The 17,885-nt window shown below is 59.6% G+C and carries 18 protein-coding genes, 2 tRNA genes and 1 pseudogene; 12 read left to right on the top strand and 9 right to left on the bottom strand.

The features are described 5' to 3' along the window. The first annotated feature begins 18 nt into the window (after positions 1 to 18). Genes DDD63_RS12880 through DDD63_RS07190 form a run of 3 tightly spaced genes read left to right on the top strand, consistent with a single transcriptional unit; the run spans position 19 to position 2,896 of the window. Positions 19 to 258, top strand: a complete 240-nt coding sequence (locus DDD63_RS12880; protein ID WP_240611206.1) for a hypothetical protein — start codon at positions 19 to 21, stop codon at positions 256 to 258. After that, a complete protein-coding gene (locus DDD63_RS07195; RefSeq protein WP_240611205.1) occupies positions 255 to 1,643 on the top strand; it encodes a lipid II flippase MurJ in 1,389 nt (462 codons plus the stop codon). The genes DDD63_RS12880 and DDD63_RS07195 overlap by 4 nt, the downstream gene beginning before the upstream one ends. Next, the gene (locus DDD63_RS07190) at positions 1,640 to 2,896 is read left to right on the top strand and encodes an ATP-grasp domain-containing protein (protein ID WP_108715803.1); all 1,257 of its coding nucleotides are present in this window, start codon (positions 1,640 to 1,642) and stop codon (positions 2,894 to 2,896) included. The genes DDD63_RS07195 and DDD63_RS07190 overlap by 4 nt, the downstream gene beginning before the upstream one ends. 41 nt (positions 2,897 to 2,937) lie before the next feature. On the opposite strand, the gene DDD63_RS07185 is transcribed toward DDD63_RS07190, so the two are convergent. Next, positions 2,938 to 4,233 carry a peptidoglycan bridge formation glycyltransferase FemA/FemB family protein gene (locus DDD63_RS07185; protein WP_108715802.1) on the bottom strand — a complete coding sequence of 432 codons (1,296 nt, stop codon included), beginning with the start codon at positions 4,231 to 4,233 and terminating at the stop codon, positions 2,938 to 2,940. Between the two features lie 204 nt (positions 4,234 to 4,437). Here DDD63_RS07185 and DDD63_RS07180 point away from each other — a divergent pair, with 204 nt between their 5' ends. The 5 genes from DDD63_RS07180 (at position 4,438) to DDD63_RS07160 (ending at position 6,759) form a co-directional block, all read left to right on the top strand. Next, the gene (locus DDD63_RS07180; RefSeq protein WP_108715801.1) at positions 4,438 to 4,749 is read left to right on the top strand and encodes a hypothetical protein; all 312 of its coding nucleotides are present in this window, start codon (positions 4,438 to 4,440) and stop codon (positions 4,747 to 4,749) included. Positions 4,750 to 4,785: 36 nt separating this feature from the next. Next, positions 4,786 to 5,292 carry a hypothetical protein gene (locus tag DDD63_RS07175; protein ID WP_125482460.1) on the top strand — a complete coding sequence of 169 codons (507 nt, stop codon included), beginning with the start codon at positions 4,786 to 4,788 and terminating at the stop codon, positions 5,290 to 5,292. 138 nt (positions 5,293 to 5,430) lie between these two features. Next, positions 5,431 to 5,505 (top strand) — tRNA-Asn (locus DDD63_RS07170). 97 nt (positions 5,506 to 5,602) lie between these two features. Continuing rightward, positions 5,603 to 6,088: a peptide deformylase gene (locus tag DDD63_RS07165; protein ID WP_108715799.1), complete on the top strand. Its 486-nt coding sequence runs from the start codon at positions 5,603 to 5,605 to the stop codon at positions 6,086 to 6,088. 164 nt (positions 6,089 to 6,252) lie between these two features. Continuing rightward, positions 6,253 to 6,759, top strand: a complete 507-nt coding sequence (locus DDD63_RS07160; RefSeq protein WP_108715798.1) for a DUF3145 domain-containing protein — start codon at positions 6,253 to 6,255, stop codon at positions 6,757 to 6,759. Positions 6,760 to 6,856: 97 nt separating this feature from the next. Here DDD63_RS07160 and DDD63_RS07155 read toward each other — a convergent pair whose 3' ends face one another. Beyond that, a complete protein-coding gene (locus tag DDD63_RS07155; RefSeq protein ID WP_108715797.1) occupies positions 6,857 to 7,066 on the bottom strand; it encodes a hypothetical protein in 210 nt (69 codons plus the stop codon). 34 nt (positions 7,067 to 7,100) lie between these two features. Between DDD63_RS07155 and DDD63_RS07150 the strand changes: the two genes are divergently transcribed. Further along, positions 7,101 to 7,718: an L-threonylcarbamoyladenylate synthase gene (locus DDD63_RS07150; protein WP_108715796.1), complete on the top strand. Its 618-nt coding sequence runs from the start codon at positions 7,101 to 7,103 to the stop codon at positions 7,716 to 7,718. Continuing rightward, positions 7,715 to 8,404 (top strand): HAD hydrolase-like protein, encoded by a 690-nt coding sequence (locus tag DDD63_RS07145; protein WP_108715795.1) that lies wholly within the window; start codon positions 7,715 to 7,717, stop codon positions 8,402 to 8,404. The genes DDD63_RS07150 and DDD63_RS07145 overlap by 4 nt, the downstream gene beginning before the upstream one ends. 175 nt (positions 8,405 to 8,579) lie before the next feature. Here the strand turns inward: DDD63_RS07145 and DDD63_RS12875 are convergent, their stop codons facing one another. The 6 genes and pseudogenes from DDD63_RS12875 to aceE form a co-directional block, all read right to left on the bottom strand. Then, positions 8,580 to 8,867 carry a hypothetical protein gene (locus tag DDD63_RS12875; RefSeq protein WP_240611204.1) on the bottom strand — a complete coding sequence of 96 codons (288 nt, stop codon included), beginning with the start codon at positions 8,865 to 8,867 and terminating at the stop codon, positions 8,580 to 8,582. A gap of 46 nt (positions 8,868 to 8,913) precedes the next feature. After that, positions 8,914 to 9,531: an ABC transporter ATP-binding protein gene (locus tag DDD63_RS13185; protein ID WP_276308070.1), complete on the bottom strand. Its 618-nt coding sequence runs from the start codon at positions 9,529 to 9,531 to the stop codon at positions 8,914 to 8,916. Next, positions 9,467 to 10,130, bottom strand: a pseudogene (locus DDD63_RS12865) (ABC transporter transmembrane domain-containing protein). The gene DDD63_RS13185 and the pseudogene DDD63_RS12865 overlap by 65 nt, the downstream one beginning before the upstream one ends. A gap of 277 nt (positions 10,131 to 10,407) precedes the next feature. Next, positions 10,408 to 10,872 carry an ABC transporter ATP-binding protein gene (locus DDD63_RS07135; protein WP_108715794.1) on the bottom strand — a complete coding sequence of 155 codons (465 nt, stop codon included), beginning with the start codon at positions 10,870 to 10,872 and terminating at the stop codon, positions 10,408 to 10,410. After that, on the bottom strand, positions 10,869 to 11,465 hold the full coding sequence (locus DDD63_RS07130; protein ID WP_164505488.1) for an ABC transporter permease: 597 nt from the start codon (positions 11,463 to 11,465) through the stop codon (positions 10,869 to 10,871). The genes DDD63_RS07135 and DDD63_RS07130 overlap by 4 nt, the downstream gene beginning before the upstream one ends. A gap of 128 nt (positions 11,466 to 11,593) precedes the next feature. Next, a complete protein-coding gene (aceE, locus tag DDD63_RS07125) occupies positions 11,594 to 14,329 on the bottom strand; it encodes a pyruvate dehydrogenase (acetyl-transferring), homodimeric type (protein WP_108715792.1) in 2,736 nt (911 codons plus the stop codon). 225 nt (positions 14,330 to 14,554) lie between these two features. Between aceE and DDD63_RS07120 the strand changes: the two genes are divergently transcribed. After that, positions 14,555 to 14,953, top strand: coding sequence for a DUF3052 family protein (locus DDD63_RS07120; RefSeq protein WP_108715791.1), 399 nt, complete (start codon positions 14,555 to 14,557; stop codon positions 14,951 to 14,953). Between the two features lie 126 nt (positions 14,954 to 15,079). Next, positions 15,080 to 15,153, top strand: a tRNA-Val gene (locus DDD63_RS07115). A 187-nt stretch (positions 15,154 to 15,340) separates the two neighbouring features. On the opposite strand, the gene DDD63_RS07110 is transcribed toward DDD63_RS07115, so the two are convergent. Beyond that, on the bottom strand, positions 15,341 to 17,686 hold the full coding sequence (locus tag DDD63_RS07110) for an FtsX-like permease family protein (protein WP_108715790.1): 2,346 nt from the start codon (positions 17,684 to 17,686) through the stop codon (positions 15,341 to 15,343). Between the last annotated feature and the right edge of the window lie 199 nt (positions 17,687 to 17,885).

Raw genomic sequence — 17,885 nt, 5'->3', positions numbered from 1 at the left:
GCGCGGTCCTCTCTCGTCATGTTCCTCGGCACGCTCGTGTCGCGTGTTCTCGGGCTGGTGCGTTCACCGCTGATGCTCGGTGCAGTCCTGACCATGACGTCTCCGGCGGCGAACGCCTTCGACGTTGCCAATAAGCTCCCCAACCTGATCTACATGGTGGTTGTCGGCGGTTTGGTTAACGCGGTATTGGTTCCGGCCATTGTTCGCGCCACCAAGGAGTCGCGCGATGGGGAGCGGCCTTCCTCAATAAACTGTTGACAATCGCCATCGTCTTCCTCGGCGGCGTCACCCTCCTTCTTACTCTCGCCGCACCGCTAGTGGTGAAGCTCTTTGCTGCGACAATGTCGCATGACTGGTATCGGCTAACGGTGGCCTTCGCGTACTGGTGCCTGCCGCAGATCTTCTTTTACGGCATGTACACGGTGATCGGCCAGATTCTCAACGCTCGTGAGAACTTCGGCCCCTACATGTGGGCGCCGGTGCTTAACAATGTGGTGGCAATCGCGGGATTCGCGGTGATTCTGGCCGTTTTCGGAGGTGCTACACCGGCGGATGCCCAGGACGTTACCCGATGGAGTGCCGAACGTGTCGCAATGCTGGGTGGTTTCTCCACAGTCGGTATCGCGGCTCAGGCCCTGATCCTGCTTTGGCCGATGCACCGTATCGGTATCCGTTATCGCCCCGATTTCGCCTGGCGAGGTTCCGGGCTTGGCACGGCGGGCCGTGCGTCGTGGTGGATGCTTCTCATGATGATAACCGGCATGGTTCCCACGATTATCGTCTCCAATGTCGCCGCAGGCGCATCCGAACGGGCTGCAAGTTCCGGTATGGACTTGCTCACTGTTGCCGGAAACTACGCCTACACGACGGCGTACACAATCTATTCGATTCCCACATCCCTCATTGTCGTGTCGATTGCAACCGCCATGTTCACCCGCCTGGCACGATCAGCGGTCTCCGGCGACATGGATACCATGCGCGTCGACACCTCGAAGACACTACGAATGGTCGGCACGCTGACCTTCCTCTCTGCTGCAGGCATGATCGTTCTCGCGGTGCCCTTGGCGCGGCTGCTGGCGTTCACCGTAACGCCACAGGAAGCGGTGACCCTTGCCCGCGTCGTTGTCTCAATGTGCTTGGGGCTGGTGTCAATCGGTGCTGTAACGGTGCTTGATCGTGTCTACTACGCGTTCGAGGACACTCGCGGTGCCTTCTGGATCAACCTTCCCTTCCAAGTGCTCGGAATGATTGGTTTCGGGCTGTGCGGGCTGCTGCCGCCACAGTGGACCGTTGTCGGGATCGGGCTGGTGATGGCCGCCACTAATACGATGGCCTTTGTTGCCATGATGCATGTGCTTTCAGGGCGTATGGGTGGGATGGATGATCAGCGCGTCTGGTCCAGTTACGGCAAGTTGCTCGTTATCACCGTCATCACCATGACCGCCGGATACCTTGTACTGCGCGCGTTTGGACCGGTGTTCGCTCCGCTCGGAGTACTGGGCGCTGGGGCTCGCATCGTGGTGGTCGCCCCCATCATGGTGGCAGTGTATTTCGGGCTTATGCGACTCCTGCGCATGGAGGAACTTGCATCACTGGTGGGCCCCGCCCGCGCACTCTTGCGGAAGATTGGAGTACGGAATTGATCGGTACGGAAGAATCTGCTTCTCGACTTCTGCCGGTAGTCATCGGCTACGACATCGCGACCTACAGTTTTGCGCGTATCTTTCACGAGGCGGCCGGTTTACGTTCGCTGGTTATTTCCGATGCGCCGCGCGGGCCGATCAACGACTCGCGTATCCTTGATGTTCTTCTGGTGCCGCACGGCACATTCGACGACGACGCACAGTTCTTGCGCGTGTTACAGGAGGTAGCCGCCGATCATCCCACACAACAGTTGATCCTGCTCGTGAACGCCGACGAGCATGTCGAGTTCGTGGCCAATCATCGTGATGAGTTGAAGGAACGCTATTTTCTGCCGTATGCCACCGCTGCTGCCGTGCGTACGGCGAATTCGAAGCAAGCCATGGCGGACCTGCTCGGCGGATTGCGGCTCTCTGTGCCCATGCGCACTGCGGTGGATCTCAGCGATCCGCAAGGGTGGTCCGAGCGGCTGACAGAGGTGACTTTCCCCGTCGTCGTCAAACCCGAGAGTGGGAGCGAGCTTGCCGAGAACTGGAATCAGGGGTTACGGAAGGTCAGCGTGGCGCGTACGCGTGAAGATGCGATGGCGCTGTTCACGCGGTGGCATGACAACAATATACGTACGCGCCTGATCGTCCAGGAACTCATACCCGGGGATGACACCACGCAGTGGGTTGTCAACGGCTATGTAGATCGAACAGGGCGGATAACGGCGTGTGGATCGGGACGGGTTCTTCTCGGTCTCCATCAACCGGAATACCTCGGAAACGCCGGAATCATACTTTTGGAGCGCCGCGATGACCTCATTGCCGATGCGAAGCGTATTGTGCAGGCGGTTGGTCTGCGCGGTTTCTTTTCACTCGATGTCAAAGTCGACCCCCGCAACGGCTCCGCGCGCTGGCTCGACCTCAATCCGCGTATCGGACGAGGCCACTACTATCTGAAAGTCGGAGGGGTTGACTTGGCATCTGCGATGTTGAGCGACTTACGGGGGCTCGAGACCTCGTATCAAACGAACACGCGCGAAGGAATCTTCTGTATCGTCCCGGCTTTTCTCGCTAATAGACGCTATGTTCGTGACGCGGAATTGCTCAGGAGGGTGCGGCGAACACGTCTGCGGCGTCGTCCCATCAACCCACTCGCGTACAGTGCCGACCGCTCGGTGCGCCGTACCATTTACCGTCTAGGGAACGGATTCAATCAGTGGCGGCGTATGCGCCGATGGTACCCACGCCCCACAGACTCCGGCTTCTAGGTTGTGCCCCGGTGGATGAGGCACCTTGAGCCAGTGCCGGTCTAGGACAACGCTCCCAATCGTTTGGCAAGCTGTGGACGGATTGGCAAGACGAATGTGCCGATGAACTCCTCCACATTACCGTTCAGCCACCGTTTGAACGTCAACACCGTGGCATCCGGTGCCGTCTCGTCGAAAATGCCGGAGATACCAAAAGTGTTGTAGATGGAGACACCATGATCGCAAGCCCATTTGAACAGGGCACGCTCCACCGGATAGTCGCGTGCGTAGGCCGAGAAGCGTTTGTCCATACCGCCCAACAGTAGGAGCAGCTCGTTGCCGCTGTGAAATCCGAGTGCGGCGTTGAAAGGAATCTCGTCACCGTAGGTTGAGAGCGCTTCCCGCGTATTCTCCTCGCGCCAATTCAGGGCCTCTAGCCGTTCGGTCAGTTCCGCTGTTTCCCGCTCGCACGCCTTGGTCCGGCGCCTCTGGGACAGTACAGCCAAGCGTGCCTTCGCTTGCTCGCGCTCGGCAGCGATCTGCTGGAGGTAACGAGTAGGGGAGAAATAGGCGACTGCCAGGAGGGCACGTTCCGGCCCGAGTTCGCGCATGAGTGCGCGGTAGAAATCCTGCGATGCGCTAGACAGACTAGCCATTGAGGTGCGTTCCACGGTCGCGTCATGCAGCGAATCAAATACGGCGAAGTCGTCAGGGCCGAGAAAGCGTACCTCGACGCCATAGCGCCCCTCATTGTGAAAACGGCGCCGGAGACCCTTCGCGAGTGTCGCGGTCGCCTCTTCGAAACTCATACCGGAGATGTCCTTGGTATAGATATACCGAATCTGAACATCCGACTGTTGGTAGAACTCCTTCTCGATTCGGCGAGCTCCCAGTGCGCGCAGTTGGCGCTCGGCACGAGCGGCGGTGGGATTGCCGGCCACGATCTCAATGTCGTGGTAGAAGACGCGGGGCAGCAGCGGATTGAATCGCACGGCGAGTATACGACGGTCGCGGCGTAGATGCGCCCGTAAGCCGGTGAAGAAGCAATCGACGATGGTGCTGTCTGACCAGTCGAGAGTGGGGCCGTAGGAGAGCAATGCGCGCCGATAGATCTTCTTCCATGGCTGGAGTACGACGAGTCCGGCTGCGAGGATCGCAGCATCCGGGCGGGCTCTCGGCGTCTGTCCGCGGCGTGCGGGTGTCTGGACATCGGCGTGTGACACCACGCCCACGTAGTCAACCCCCATGCCGAGGTTTGCGCGCACAGCGCCGTACTCGGGAAGCTGAGGAAGGAAAACACGGTCTGCTTGCCGTACGAATCTCTGATATTGCAACGGCGTCAGCTGAACGAATTCCATGCGGCCATATTACCAGGTAATTACCGCAAAGGAAAGGGGGAAGCGCGAGATGTACGCCATCAGTCCGAGGTTAAGGCAGTGAGTCGGAATCAAGCAGACCGGAGCATGAGCTTGCAGCGGAAGGTGCAGCGCGAAGAGAAAGTAACCTGGCGAGAGGGCGCCGCAGGCCGCTAGGCTGATCGCAGGACAGAAGGAGGCTATGCGATGGGAAACTCGGAACGCGACGGGGTGTCGAAGGAGGACTCAGCCTTGGGCGTGGAGGCAGAAGCGAGTTCAGAGAACGAGGCACCGGAGGTGGCAGTCACGACGGCTACCCTCGATGCCACCGAGTTGGAGCAGTTACATGCGATTCAACGACGTCGCATGATTATTGCCCTGGTATGTGGACTTGTACTTCTTGTGCTCGGGTTCCTTGCCGGGCGGCACGCCCGCGAGTCGAGAGCCATGGAGGCTAACCCAACGGTCTATGTCGGTACAGTCGTGCTGACCGATTCAAGCGAGTTGCCCAAGGGGTGAATTCGATGCTGGCCCGATGCCAGTTCGATAGGGGGCATGTGGATGTTTGGGCGGCGTAAACAACCCGATGCCGTGGCCGGTGTACGGGGACGACCACTAGCTGCGGCCGAGCTGGAAGGAGACCCTCCGCGCTGGCTGGCAGTGTACGAGGACAAGCTTGCCACTGGCGACGGGCAAGCAGTGTTCGAGTATGCGTGGCACGAGTTTGAGGGAGCGGCCTGGGACGGTGCCACGCGGATTTTACGGCTATCTTTCGTTGATTCGTCGCGCACACCTCTGGTGCTGGTGTGGTCGGAGGGGGCGCGCGACGCAATTGCGCTGATTGTGCGGGAGCGCCTTGAGGGGTCAATCGTGTACCAGGAGCATGTGATTCTTCCATCGGGAACCCGGGCTCGCGGTCTGGTGCGCCGTGATGGTGACGGTCTGTTCACACAGGTCATCATCGCCGGACAGAGCCTTGCATCGGATCGCCCGGAGATAGCGCGGCTCGAAGCTTCACTGCGCGACGTGACGGGCATAGATCTTGATGACGCGCTGGGGTGATCCAGGGATGCGCCGGGAGCCGTCACGGTGACAGCGGGAGTTCGTTGGTCATGGTCATGTGATGCCCGGACGTGACGGGAACCGCACTCCATGTGTTCGCCATACCGCCTGCATCTGGTATAGTTTTTCTGGTCGCGATCCCGCGTAGCTCAATGGCAGAGCACTCGACTGTTAATCGAACGGTTGCTGGTTCGAGTCCAGCCGCGGGAGCCACGGCAGGCCCGGTTCCGTGGAATCGGGCCTTGTTTTTTGCCGTCGCGCCGGTATAGTCCGAGCACGAAGCCGGTGCATGATGTGAGAGGATCAGGCCATGACCTACCGTGAGATCCGAATCGTCGGCGACCCCGTCCTTCGCACGCCCTGTGCGCCAATTCATGAGATCACACCGGGAGTGCGGGCATTGGTTGAGGATTTGCTGGAGAATGTGGACGACGACGGCCGCGCCGGATTGGCTGCGAACCAGATCGGTGTTTCAATGCGGGCCTTCTCTTGGCACATTGACGGCGAGATCGACTACATTCTAAACCCGGTGATTGTAGAGCTCTCCGAGGATCGTTTCCAAGACGGCGATGAGGGCTGCTTGTCAGTGCCCGACTTATGGTTCCCAACCAAACGCCATTACTACGCACGGGCGGAGGGGATCGACCTGGACGGCAAGAAGAAGATTGTCGAGGGCGAAGGCCTGATGGGCAGGTGCATTCAGCATGAATGCGACCACTTGGACGGGCATCTGTACATTGATCGGTTGGAACGCTCGGTTCGTAAGAAGGCGATGCGCGCCATTCGTGATCTGTAGGTGCATAAACACTGCTCCGCTTAGCTCCCCTCGGGCCGAAAGGTGCGCCTCATCGGGAGAGATTGGCGTGAACGCTGGTGTTTAGAGAACGGATGTGGCAAACTTAAGGCGCATCCTGATGTGCGGGTGACAAGGGGAAAGCCACCGAAGCGCAGGAGGATGCTATGAAGGCAAAACACGCCACCCGAGGCGTCATATTCATCCACTCGGTTACACCGGCCGTTCAACCTCATGTTGAGTGGGCGGTTGCTAGTGTACTCGGCTACGAACCGCACTTCGAGTGGACTCGGCAACCTGCCTTACCGTCGATGAACCGCGCTGAAACGTCGTGGACCGGTGAGGCGGGTACCGGTGCGATGCTCGCCTCTGCGCTCGGCGGATGGGAACATCTGCGTTTCGAAATCACAGAGGACCCCACTGCGGTCTCCGAGGGAGGCAGATGGTCATGCACTCCTGGTTTGGGGATCTTTTTCGCACAGACCGACATGACGGGGAACGTCGTCGTCCCGGAGAATCGGATTCGTGCCGCACTCGACCAAGCTGGAGAGGACTCCGCCGAGCTTCGGCGACTACTGGATGTGGCGCTGGGCCAGGCGTGGGACGACGAGTTGGAGCCGTTCCGTTATGCCGGTGCAGGTGCGCCGGTGCGTTGGTTGCATCGAGTCGGTTGACGGTGGGCGATCGGGTACCCGGCGAGCGTGACCCGACCGTTCCTCATCCGCCGTGATATCGCAGATGGTGTAGGAGGTCGTTCAGTGGATGGGTGGACTAGGGAAGAAGGTCGCGAATCGTCTGGGCGGCGCAAATCTGCTCATCTGTAAGCTGTCCGCCTCCGGCAGACTCAATGGCAACCGCCACCGCCCATCGCGTGACACGGTCCACTGCCCGCAAAGAAAAGTTGATGTCCACATGTTCCGCCTCCGGCACGCCTTCGCGGGCCAGCACCTCACGCGCCACGGCAATTAACTGGTTGTTCATAACATCACCTCGCATAATTCGCTAGGCTCAGGATATGGCACGTCTTGTTGAGATACACCCGATTGACCCGCAACCACGCCTGATAGACCGGGTGGTGGAACGGCTACGCAGAGGCGAAGTCGCCGCACTACCAACGGATTCCGGCTACGCCATTGTCTGTGCCCTGGGAAATAAGGAGGGGCTAGACCGTATTCGTGACATCCGCCAAGTGGGGGAGAAGCACCACTTCACACTGCTCTGCCATGATTTCGCGCAACTCGGTCAACTCGTCATTGTGGACAACCCATACTTCCGGCTCATCAAATCGCTGACCCCCGGCCCCTACACCTTTATTCTCAAGGGGACAAAGGAAGTTCCCCGTATGACGCTGAACCCGAAGAAGCGGACGGTGGGAGTGAGAATTCCCGATCACAAGATCACGCAGGCATTGGTCGGCGCGATGGGCGAACCGCTGCTGTCTTCCTCCCTCATTCTTCCCGGTGAAGAGGAGCCGCTGAGCGAGGGATGGCAGGTCAACGAGTCCATTGGTCATGCGCTTGATATTGTCGTTGATGGTCCGTGTGGTGAAGGCGGTGCGACAACGGTACTTGATCTTGTAACTGGCGAGATCGCTCGACAGGGCGCCGGCGACGTGACGGGCATATCACTATGAGACCGGTACTCTTTGACCTTGACGGCACATTGACTGATTCGGAGCCGATTGTTACCCGGTGCTTCGCGGAGACGATGCGGGAAGAAGCAGGTGTTGATCACGACCCATCGTTCTACCGCCACTTTATTGGGCCGCCCCTACGAAGCTCCTTTCAAGAACTCGGGGTAGACGACATTGCTTACTACGTGCGCGCATACCGTTCGCGGTATGCACAGCACATGTACGAAACCTTGTTGTTTCCCGGTATTAGCGGTCTCTTGAAGAATCTCGCCTCCGCCGGTATCCCCCTGGCCGTGGCCACCTCTAAACGTGAAGAATCTGCGCGTGACCTATTGGAGTACCTCGGTGTCGCAGGCAATTTCACGGTGATCTGCGGTTCCGATGCACTGGAGGGAAGAGCGGGCAAAAGCGAGATCATAGCCGATGCTCTCGCGGCGCTGCGCGCCGTGGGGATTGCAACTGCTGACGCCCTGATGGTCGGTGATCGGTGCTATGACACTGACGGCGCAGCGGCCAACGGCATGCGGACGATTCTGGTCCGCTGGGGTGCAGCACGCGAGGAAGAATACGTTCAGGCATGGAGAACAGCGGCCACGGTTGAGGAACTGGAGGTCATCATTCGTGACGCTGTGCTCCCAGAGACTGCGCCTGATACAGCCGCGCGTATGCTCCGCCGCGAGCAATGAGATCCTCGTGCCGCCCGGTTTCTACGGCATCGCCGTGTTCCATAACGACGATGAGGTCCACACTGCGGATCGTTGAGAGACGGTGAGCGATCACAAACGACGTGCGCCCGCGCCGCAGCGCGCCATGGCGCGCTGCACAAGCATTTCGGTGCGGGTATCAACCGACGACGTCGCCTCATCGAGAATGAGGATGTCGGGGTCGCGCAGGTAGGCTCGGGCTATATGTGAGCAGTTGTTTCTCTCTGGCCGAGATCGACCCGCCGTCGTCGGAGACCGGGGTATCGTAGCCCAGTGGCAGCATGCGGATCATCTGGTCGCCGCCGGTCGCTTCCGCCGCTGCAATGATCTCGCTGCGTTCTGCGCCCTCGCGCCCGAAGGCAAGGTTCTCGGCAATTGTTCCTTCAAACAGCCACGTGTCCTGGAGAACCATCCCCATGGGTTCGCGCAACGAATCCTTCGTCATGCTGGAGATGGGCATTCCGTCAAGGAGGATCTCGCCTCGAGCCGTGTCAAACCTTCGTGCTCGAGCTGGAGATGGGCATTCCGTCAAGGAGGCTCTCGCCCCCGTCGAGTTCATAGAAGCGCATCAGTAGATTCACCAGCGTGGTCTTGCCTGCGCCGGTTGGTCCGACGATGGCCACGGTTTGCCCGTGTTGAATGGTCAGGGAGAGATCGTCAATCACTGCCCGCTCGGTGTACCCGAAGTGTATGTGTCGGAATTCGACGTGTCCCTGGCGCTTCTCCGGCGCCACAAGCTCCTCGTATGGGGTGGTCGCATCCGGCATCATCTCCGCGGTATCAAGAAAATCGAAGGCACGCTCACCGGAGGCGGTACCGGACTGAATGAGATTCGCCATGGATGAAAGTGCCTGGATGGGGTTCGTCAGTTGTCGGGAGTACTGGATGAATGCCTGAATCCCACCGATCGACAAGCGTCCTGCCCAGACTTGGAAGGCACCCGCAACAAGCACAATGACAAAAGAGAGATTCGCGACGAAGTTCATCACTGGTTGCGACAGCTGCGAAAGTGCCTGCCCGCGGAATCCCGCCTGAAAAAGCCGCTCATTGGCTTCGTCGAAGACGTCCTCGAACCCCTCTTCCAAGGCCGTAAGCGGTGACGACGTCAAGGCCTGTGAACGACTCCTCGATGATAGCGGAAACGTCTCTTGTGGTCTTCCATTGCCGCCGAAACTGTGTCCGCGAGCGACGCAGAATCGCCAGAGTTCCGACCACGCCGATGGGCAGAACGGCCACCGAGAGCAACGCAAGCGACCATGAGGTCGAAAAAATCATGGCGAGTGCCAATAAGGAGGTAGATCGAGGAGACTAGCTGGTTAAGCGTCTGCAGCAAGGTTTGCGTGATGTTGCCGATGTCGTTGGTGACTCGGGAGAGCAAATCGCCACGCTGCTGCCTACCGAGAAATGACCGGGGCAGGCGGTCGATTTTGTCTCGCGTAGCGCCTCGTAGCCGATAGCCGAGGTTTTGCACAACTATTCGAGTGATGAAGCCGCCGATAAACTGCAGAACACCGGCGGCGATGTAGTACGCGGCTACGACGGCGAGCAGGTGCAGCAAAGCGGCGAAGTCGACTCCGTGTGCCGCAACACCATCAACCACCAGGTTGGTTGCGTCTCCAAGTAGCTTCGGTGCTGCTACGGTACCGACGGTGGCAGCCAGGCTAATGAGGAGAATGGCGATGATTTGTAGACGCGCCGGCTGCAGCATGTCCGCTAGACGTTTCAGGGCGGTGCGCAGGTCGCGTGAGGTGCTGTACGGCTCTGCTGCGCCGCTTCCGGGTTCCCTCATGCGGAGCGAATCCGCTTGGCGTTTACCACTGGGATCGGGCAGGCACCGGTACAATGCACGGGCAATGGTCAATCGCTGCCGTTGCCCGCCGGAGAGGTTACGGCCGCCGGCCTTGATCGAGGCGTGAATGTCGGCTTCGGAGACGAAGGCCCATGTCTGGGCTGCCTTCAGTGCCGCGATTACGCGTTGTTCCTCCTCACCTCCGGGCGAATACGCCCCGTGACATTGGATGCAACAGTCCCGGAGAGCAAGAAGGTTGCGGTACGACGGCTACGCGCCGTCGCAGCTCCGCAGGATCCGGTGCTGTCAGCGGGATGCCTCCGGCGGTGATGGCGCCGTCGCCAGCATCCACGAGCCGAGGCAATAGTCGTACAATCGAAGACTTTCCCGAGCCGGTGGAGCCAATGATCGCGGTCGTAGTGCCCGGAGCCAGTGTCAAGCTGACGTCCCGCAGCACGGGTTCCTCCGCTCCCGGATACCGTAGCGTCACAGGATCACGGGCAAAGGTCAGCGGGCCGGAAGGAATGTGCAGTGGATGCTCCGGTGCGGCAATTGACGGCCGGGTATCAAGGATTTCCCGGATCCGTTTGGCGGAGACCTGCCGGCGCGTATAGAGCATGGACATCATTCCCGTCATCGTGACGGCGCCGAGAATCATCATGAGGTGGGAGATGAACGCAGCTGCGTATTGGCGTCGTCAAATGTGCGCGCCTCGGCGCCTTGTCGGCGAAAAGCCCGGATTACGCGCACTCCGGTGAGCTGCTCGCGCAGAAGCGTCGAGATGCGATCAATGCGCTGCTGCTGGATCACATGCCGGGGACTCAGTGCGGACATGACGAGCAGGATGAGTGTGAAGAGGAGTGGAACAACCAGTAGGAGCAGTAAGGACAGCTGAGTGTCCTGCCTGATCGCCATAACCACTCCGCCTATTCCCATGATGGGAGCGTTGACAATCACGGTGAACGTCAGTAGCACCACCATCTGGACCTGTGTGACGTCATTCGTGGTCCGGGTGATCAGCGTGGGTGCATCGAAGTGATGCCGGTTAGCGGTGGTGAAGCGTTGGACGTGCCGGAAAGTCTCCGCCCGCAACTCGCGTCCCAGTGCCATTGCGGTACGCGAACCAAGATAGATCGCCAGAACGGAACACCCCATCTGAACCAGGGTCGCACCGAGCATGATGCCACCCGTATGCCAGATGAATGCGGTGTCACCGTGCAGGATTCCGTGGTCAATAATGTCCGCGCCGAGCAACGGAGCGATAGGTTGAAAAGCACCTGCGCGAGCTGGAGCAAGACGATAGCCGCTACGATGCCACGGCGGCGCCGTAGGAAGTTCCCGGCCATTCGGATCAATGTCACGGGAGCTTCCTACGGGTTTCTCTAAAGATCGCGGACAGGCTCCGCTGCATTGGGGTTGAACAGATCGTAGCGGTCAATTGCCTGCTTGACCACGCTGCGATCAATTGCCCCTTGGTCTGCGAGGCCCTGCAGAGCGCGCACCACCATGGATGCGGCATCGATCTTGAAATTGCGCCGTGCGGCTGAGCGGGTATCTGAGAACCCGAACCCATTTGCGCCCAGTGTGTAGTATGCGCCGGGGATCCAGGGGCGGATTGCGTCCTGTACCTGATGATCATAGTCGGAGGTGGCGACAAAGGGCCCCTCGGCGCCCTGTAGCTTCTCCGTCACATATGCAGTGCGTATCGGCTCCTCCGGGTGCAGGAAGTTGTGCTGATCGGCGGCGAGCCCATCCTTGCGCAACTCATACCAGGATGTCACCGACCAAACGGCCGCTCGCACGCCCCAGTCCTCTGCCAGTAAGCGCCGCGCCTCGCGCGCCCACGGCACCCCTACGCCGGAGGCAAGCAGTTGCACGCGCGGCCCATCGCCCTCGACGCCGTCGAGGAGATAGATGCCCTTAAGAATACCTTCGGCATCCACATTCTCCGGTTCTGCGGGCTGGTGAATGGGTTCGTTGTACACGGTCAGATAGTAAAAGACATTCGGATCGCGTCCGTCAGAGCCGTCGCCGTACATCCGCACCAAGCCGTCACGGAAGATATGCGCGATCTCGTAGGCATAGGCCGGGTCATAGATCACTGCACTCGGGTTGGTGGAAGCGAGGATCGGGGAATGACCGTCAAGATGCTGCAGTCCTTCGCCCGTGAGCGTCGTACGTCCAGCGGTAGCACCGACGACGAAGCCGCGCGCCATCTGGTCGGCAGCCGCCCAGAAGAGGTCTCCGGTGCGCTGGAAACCAAACATGGAGTAGTAGATATAGAAGGGGACCATTGGCGTGCCATGGGTGGCATACGAGGTACCGACAGCCGTGAAGGCCGCAGTCGAGCCGGCTTCCGAGATACCGGTGTGCAGCAACTGGCCCTTCTCAGACTCCTTGTAGGACAGCAGCATGTCTTGATCCACCGCAGTGTACTGCTGGCCAAGCGTGTTGAAGATCTTCGCTGAGGGGAACAGTGCCTCCAATCCGAAGGTGCGGGCTTCATCCGGGATAATTGGCACTATGCGGTAGCCGAAGTCTTTATCTTTGATGAGGTCCTTCACCAAGCGAACCAGCGCCATCGTGGTGGCTACTTTCTGTTTTCCAGAGCCGGGTTTCAAGGTATCGAAGTGCTTCTTCTTGGGCATGGTGACGCCTTGAGAAAAGACGCGTCGTTCCGGCAAGAAGCCTCCAAGTGCGGCGCGCTTGTCCAGCATGTATTGCATTGCGGGATGATCTGGCTCCGGCTTGTAATAGGGAGCCGTGTAAGGATCCTCCAACTGGGTGTCGTCGATGTCGAGATGTAGCGTGTCGCGTAGCAGTTTGAGGTCCGCTGAATTCAGTTTTTTCATCTGGTGCGTTGAATTTCGGCCGGCGAAGTTGGTTCCCAGCGCGTAGCCCTTGATCGTGTGCGCGAGAATCACGGTGGGGCGTCCGGTATGCTCCAAAGCCGCTTTGTAAGCCGCATAGACCTTGCGGTAGTCGTGGCCGCCGCGCTTAAGCGACCAGATCTGCTCGTCGCTCCAGTCGGCCACCATCGCCTTGGTGCGGGGATCACGCCCAAAGAATTCGTTGCGTACATAGGCACCGTCATGCGCTTTGAAACTCTGATAATCGCCGTCGAGCGTCTCGTTCATCAGATTGACAAGTGCGCCATCCTTATCGGCTTGTAGGAGCCGATCCCACTCGCGACCCCAGATTACCTTGATGACGTTCCAGCCGGCTCCCTTGAAGAAGGCTTCGAGTTCCTGAATGATCTTGCCGTTACCGCGCACCGGGCCGTCCAGGCGCTGGAGGTTGCAGTTGATCACGAAGGTGAGATTGTCGAGGCCCTGTGAAGAGGCGGTTTGCAGTAGTCCACGCGATTCTGCCTCGTCCATTTCGCCGTCGCCCATGAAGGCCCACACGTGCTGGTTCTTGGTGTCCTTAATCCCGCGCTCATCGAGGTAGCGGTTGAACCATGCCTGGTAGATGGCATTGAGCGGACCAATACCCAAGGAAACGGTCGGGAACTCCCAGAAGTCCGCCATCTGGTGCGGATGCGGATAGGAGGGCAGGCCACGCCCACCGGAAGGCCGTGACACCTGCTGCCGGAACGAGTCGAGATCTTCCTCACGTAGCCGACCTTCCAGGAAGGCGCGCGCGTAGTTGCCGGGAGAGGAATGACCCTGGAAGTACACCTGGTCGCCACCGCCCAGGTGATCTTTGCCGCGGAAGAAGTTATTGAAACCGACTTCGTACAGCGTTGCCTGCGCCGCGAAGGACGAAATGTGACCGCCGACTGCCACGCCCGGGCGCTGCGCCCTGGTCACCATCACTGCGGCGTTCCACCGCACCCAGCGTCGAAACTGCCGCTCGAGTGTCTCGTCACCGGGATAGAACGGTTCGTCTTCCACCGGGATGGTGTTGATATACGGAGTGACGAGATTTGGCGGGATGTTCACACCCTTCTGGCGTGCTCGCTGCTCCAGGCTGGTCAGGATGTAACGGGCGCGTAAGGCGCCTCCTGACTCGATGAGGTTATCGATTGAATCGACCCACTCACTGGTTTCTTCTGGGTCGATATCGGGCACCTGGCTGAGCTGACCGTTAATGAGGGGTGGAGTCTGCTGGCTCATGGAATCTCCCTTGGTTGACAGCGGCGTTGGCCCCGGGTGTGTTCTGTGCCACCGGTCATGATGGACGAAAGTCCCGGGTGTGGACTAAGTCTATCCTGCCTAAGCGCTTCTGGCGTGTGATCCGTATGCCATTATGCTCACGTCGTGCCTTCTCATAGCTGAATTGCGGCACGCGGAAGGTGTCTCCACTTGCGAAATCGCGGGGAATGCGGTGGGCTAGTTCCCATGAGATCGTTGGGTTTCACCGAGGGAAGTGTTGTCCAAGAATTCGGATACGACGATGACGTTGACGCCACCGTGCGCGCAATGGTTGAAGAGGCCATAGGTGGTGAGTTAGTGGATGAAGACTACCCAGACATTGCGGATGGGGCACTGGCCTGGTGGCGTGACGACGACGGCGATGCCGATGACCTCGCTGATCTCATCCTCGATATCAAGGCAAACCTCGATTCAGAGGCGGCGCTGTGCTGGCTTCTTGTGCCCGGTCCGCGGCAGCTTGGTCACGTGCAGGCGGACGTCATCGAGGAGGCGGCGGAAACGGCGGGGATGCTGGCTACCACAACGGTGGCGGTCAGCGACACGTGGACCGGTGTGCGTCTGACGGCGCAGGGGCCGCGTCGCTAGCCGGGCGGGTTGCACGGCGTGCGCCTGCGGATACGCCGACCGCGCGTCGTGCGGATTGCCATCAGTTTGCGGTAGTGTATGACGAGTGCCCACCCGTGACCGCACGATAGGGGTCTGGGTGGACATGGGCCTGTAGCTCAGCTGGTTAGAGCACTGCGTTTACACCGCAGGTGTCGTCGGTTCGAATCCGGCCGGGCCCACCGCAGTGGACGCTGGTAGCTCATTCGCTTCGGTTGGGACACCGCCCGGTGCCCTTGCGTCGTCAGTATTCAGTATTTCGTGAACGCCCAGGTTCTATGCGGGCACGTTCTGTGCGGCCGTGACTCTCCAGGAGAGTCGTGCCTCCGTCGGTGGCTCGCCTATCCGCATCTGTGTGTGCGACGATATCTAGTCCCTGCGCCGGGTCAGGCGTGGACGCCGCGGCGCGGCGCAGGCACCGGTGAAAGCCGCGAGCAGGGGCATCAGCACGATCAGCGGGATGAGTGGCCAGGGGATGTGTAACTCCGACGCGGTTATGTGCACACTCAGGGCGCCCGCGTAGATTCCGCCCAGAATTCCGATCGGACTGCATGCCAAGGCGATCAAGGTGGACTGGGCGGCCGCGTAACGGCGGCGCAGTGCGGGGGGAGCACCAACGGCATCCATGGTGCCGAGGTCGTCACGAGTTTCCTGGCTGGCGAGAGCGAGCACCAGGAGCACTGCGCCTATCAGAATGAAGAGGATGAGGGCACTGAGTAGGAAAGGAGTTAGTACTTCGACGGGACGCTGTTGGGATACGATTGCCCTCAAAAGGCTGTACTCCGCGCGAATTGTGCTACGAACCTCATCAGCTTCGAAGGCGTCCGGCGGATTCTTGGGCACGATGAGTGTGCCGACTTGAACCGGTGTCAGTCCGAATTGTTCGATTGCTGCCGGACTGAGCACCATGTAGGGGAAGGTATAGGGAAGCGCGTGGACCGCGGGTAGTTGCATCTGCTCCAATAGGATTTGCTCGTTGTTGCTACCGTCCCAACCCCACAATTGCATGGTGGCCCTGCCCTCGACGATGGCATTGGACTCGTAGAGCACCACGCCGCCTTCCGCGAGAGTCCTCCGGGCTTGCGCGAGTTGCGTGTCAGTAAGCAGGCCACTTGTCTCCAGGTAGTTTCCATCGTCTACGAGAGCAAGGATGCCGTCATCAGGGCTGGGCAACTCGGGCCTCTCCCACCAGGAATTGTTGAAGAAGCTCTCGCACCTTGGATCATCCGTGTACTGCTTTTCGATTGCGGGGGTCTCATCGGCATTGGGGATGGTGTACAGCGGGCATTCCTGTTCCGGCGGAATATCGGCTAACAGATATGTCATATGGGTGGAGTCCCACACCGCATATAGAGGTGCGGTGGCCGAAGGGCCGACGATCTCCTCAACGCGTTCGCGTGCGGCTGTCAGCTGCCGGTAGTCGGCGTCGGTGGCCAAGTCGAGATTGCGCGGGCCGACGAGAATGGAGGCCTGCGGGCCGACACGTGCCTGACGGGCATAGTTTTGCATGGTGTTCGAAGTTACCGTAACCAAAGTCATACTCGTCACTAGTGTTGCACCGAGTATAGCGGCGGTCGCCGGCACGGTACGGTGAGAAGAACGGCGCACCTCGCGACTTGCCAGGCGCAGGGGTAGTGAGATTCGTGAGGTTGCGTAGGCAGCTAGCGCAATGAATTGCGGTGCGCAGCCTATGAGACCAAGAAAGAACAGACCGGTGCCGCCAACGAAGGTCAGATAACGTGTTTCGCGCACTGCCAAGAGCTGAATGAGTCCGCCGATGACAATCAAAGCGGGGAACACAAATCTTCGGAACTGGTGTCGCCGTCCGTGTTGTGTGGCGATGGCACGTCGACCAGATAGAGCGCGAATGACATTGATCTGTCCAGCGGAACGGGCGGGGAACCAGGCGGACACAATTCCAAGAAATAGTCCCAGCAACGCCGTTCCTACTAGCCATAACCACGGGATGGTTGGTAGAAATTCGCGGTGGTGCAGATAGCCGATGGCGGCAGTGCTCCCGATCCCGATACCGAGGGCGCTGCCGAGGAACCCGAGAATGGCTCCCTGGAGGAGCACAAGTAATCGTTGTTGCCTAGTGGTGGCACCAATTGCTGCCGTCAGCGCAATCGATCTTGTCTGCCGCTTGACGGACACTGTGAAGATAGGCGTGATAAGCAGTGCCATCTCGACAAGTCCGGCAGCTACGAGTCCACCGGTCCACAGCCAGTCGCTGATCGAGAAACCAGCCCCGGCTCCTGCCTGTGAATCAGCGAGAATATCGGGATACTGCTTGGAGAGCGGCGGCGGATGGGCTAGTACCCAGGCGGACTCAACGACAAAACCACGTTCGTTGAGCGCTTTGACGGTGTCCCAGTCAATGGGCGTTGGACCCGTGATAATCCACCTCGCCGTACCGACCGTTAGGGTGTCGTCGTTTGTCACCAGCTGATCGGGGGCCAAAAGATTGCTACCGATTCCGACGACGGTAACACGAGTCCAGTGACTGTCGTAGTAGAGCTGCACGCTGTCACCGATGTGCACGCCCAGTTCGCGGGCGTACTCCTGCGTCAGGGCGATTTCCCCCTTCCCCGGTCGTCCACCGGTTGTAATGGGCGTGCTGGCTGTGAGATCACGGGTGTCCACTTGGCGCAGAGTGGCGAAAACCTCTTGTGTGGAAGAACGTATTTTGACGGTGAGGTCGGCATCGAGCGTCACGATGTCGTCGTCGGGGATAAGAGGTGTGACCGCCGTCGGTACATCGACGGAGCTGGGTAGTTGCCCGCCCCTCGTGTTGATGGCGTAACCAGGGGGTCCTGGTGGACGGGTACCCCGAAATAAAGGATAGTGGCCTGTACGTTTTCCTCGAGTTGGGACTGGAGGTTGTTGACACTAGTGCTTACAACACCGAGTGCAC

Source organism: Actinobaculum sp. 313 (assembly GCF_003073475.1).
In the GTDB taxonomy this organism is placed as follows: Bacteria; Actinomycetota; Actinomycetes; order Actinomycetales; family Actinomycetaceae; genus Asp313.
This window is presented reverse-complemented; position numbering and strand designations above follow the sequence as displayed.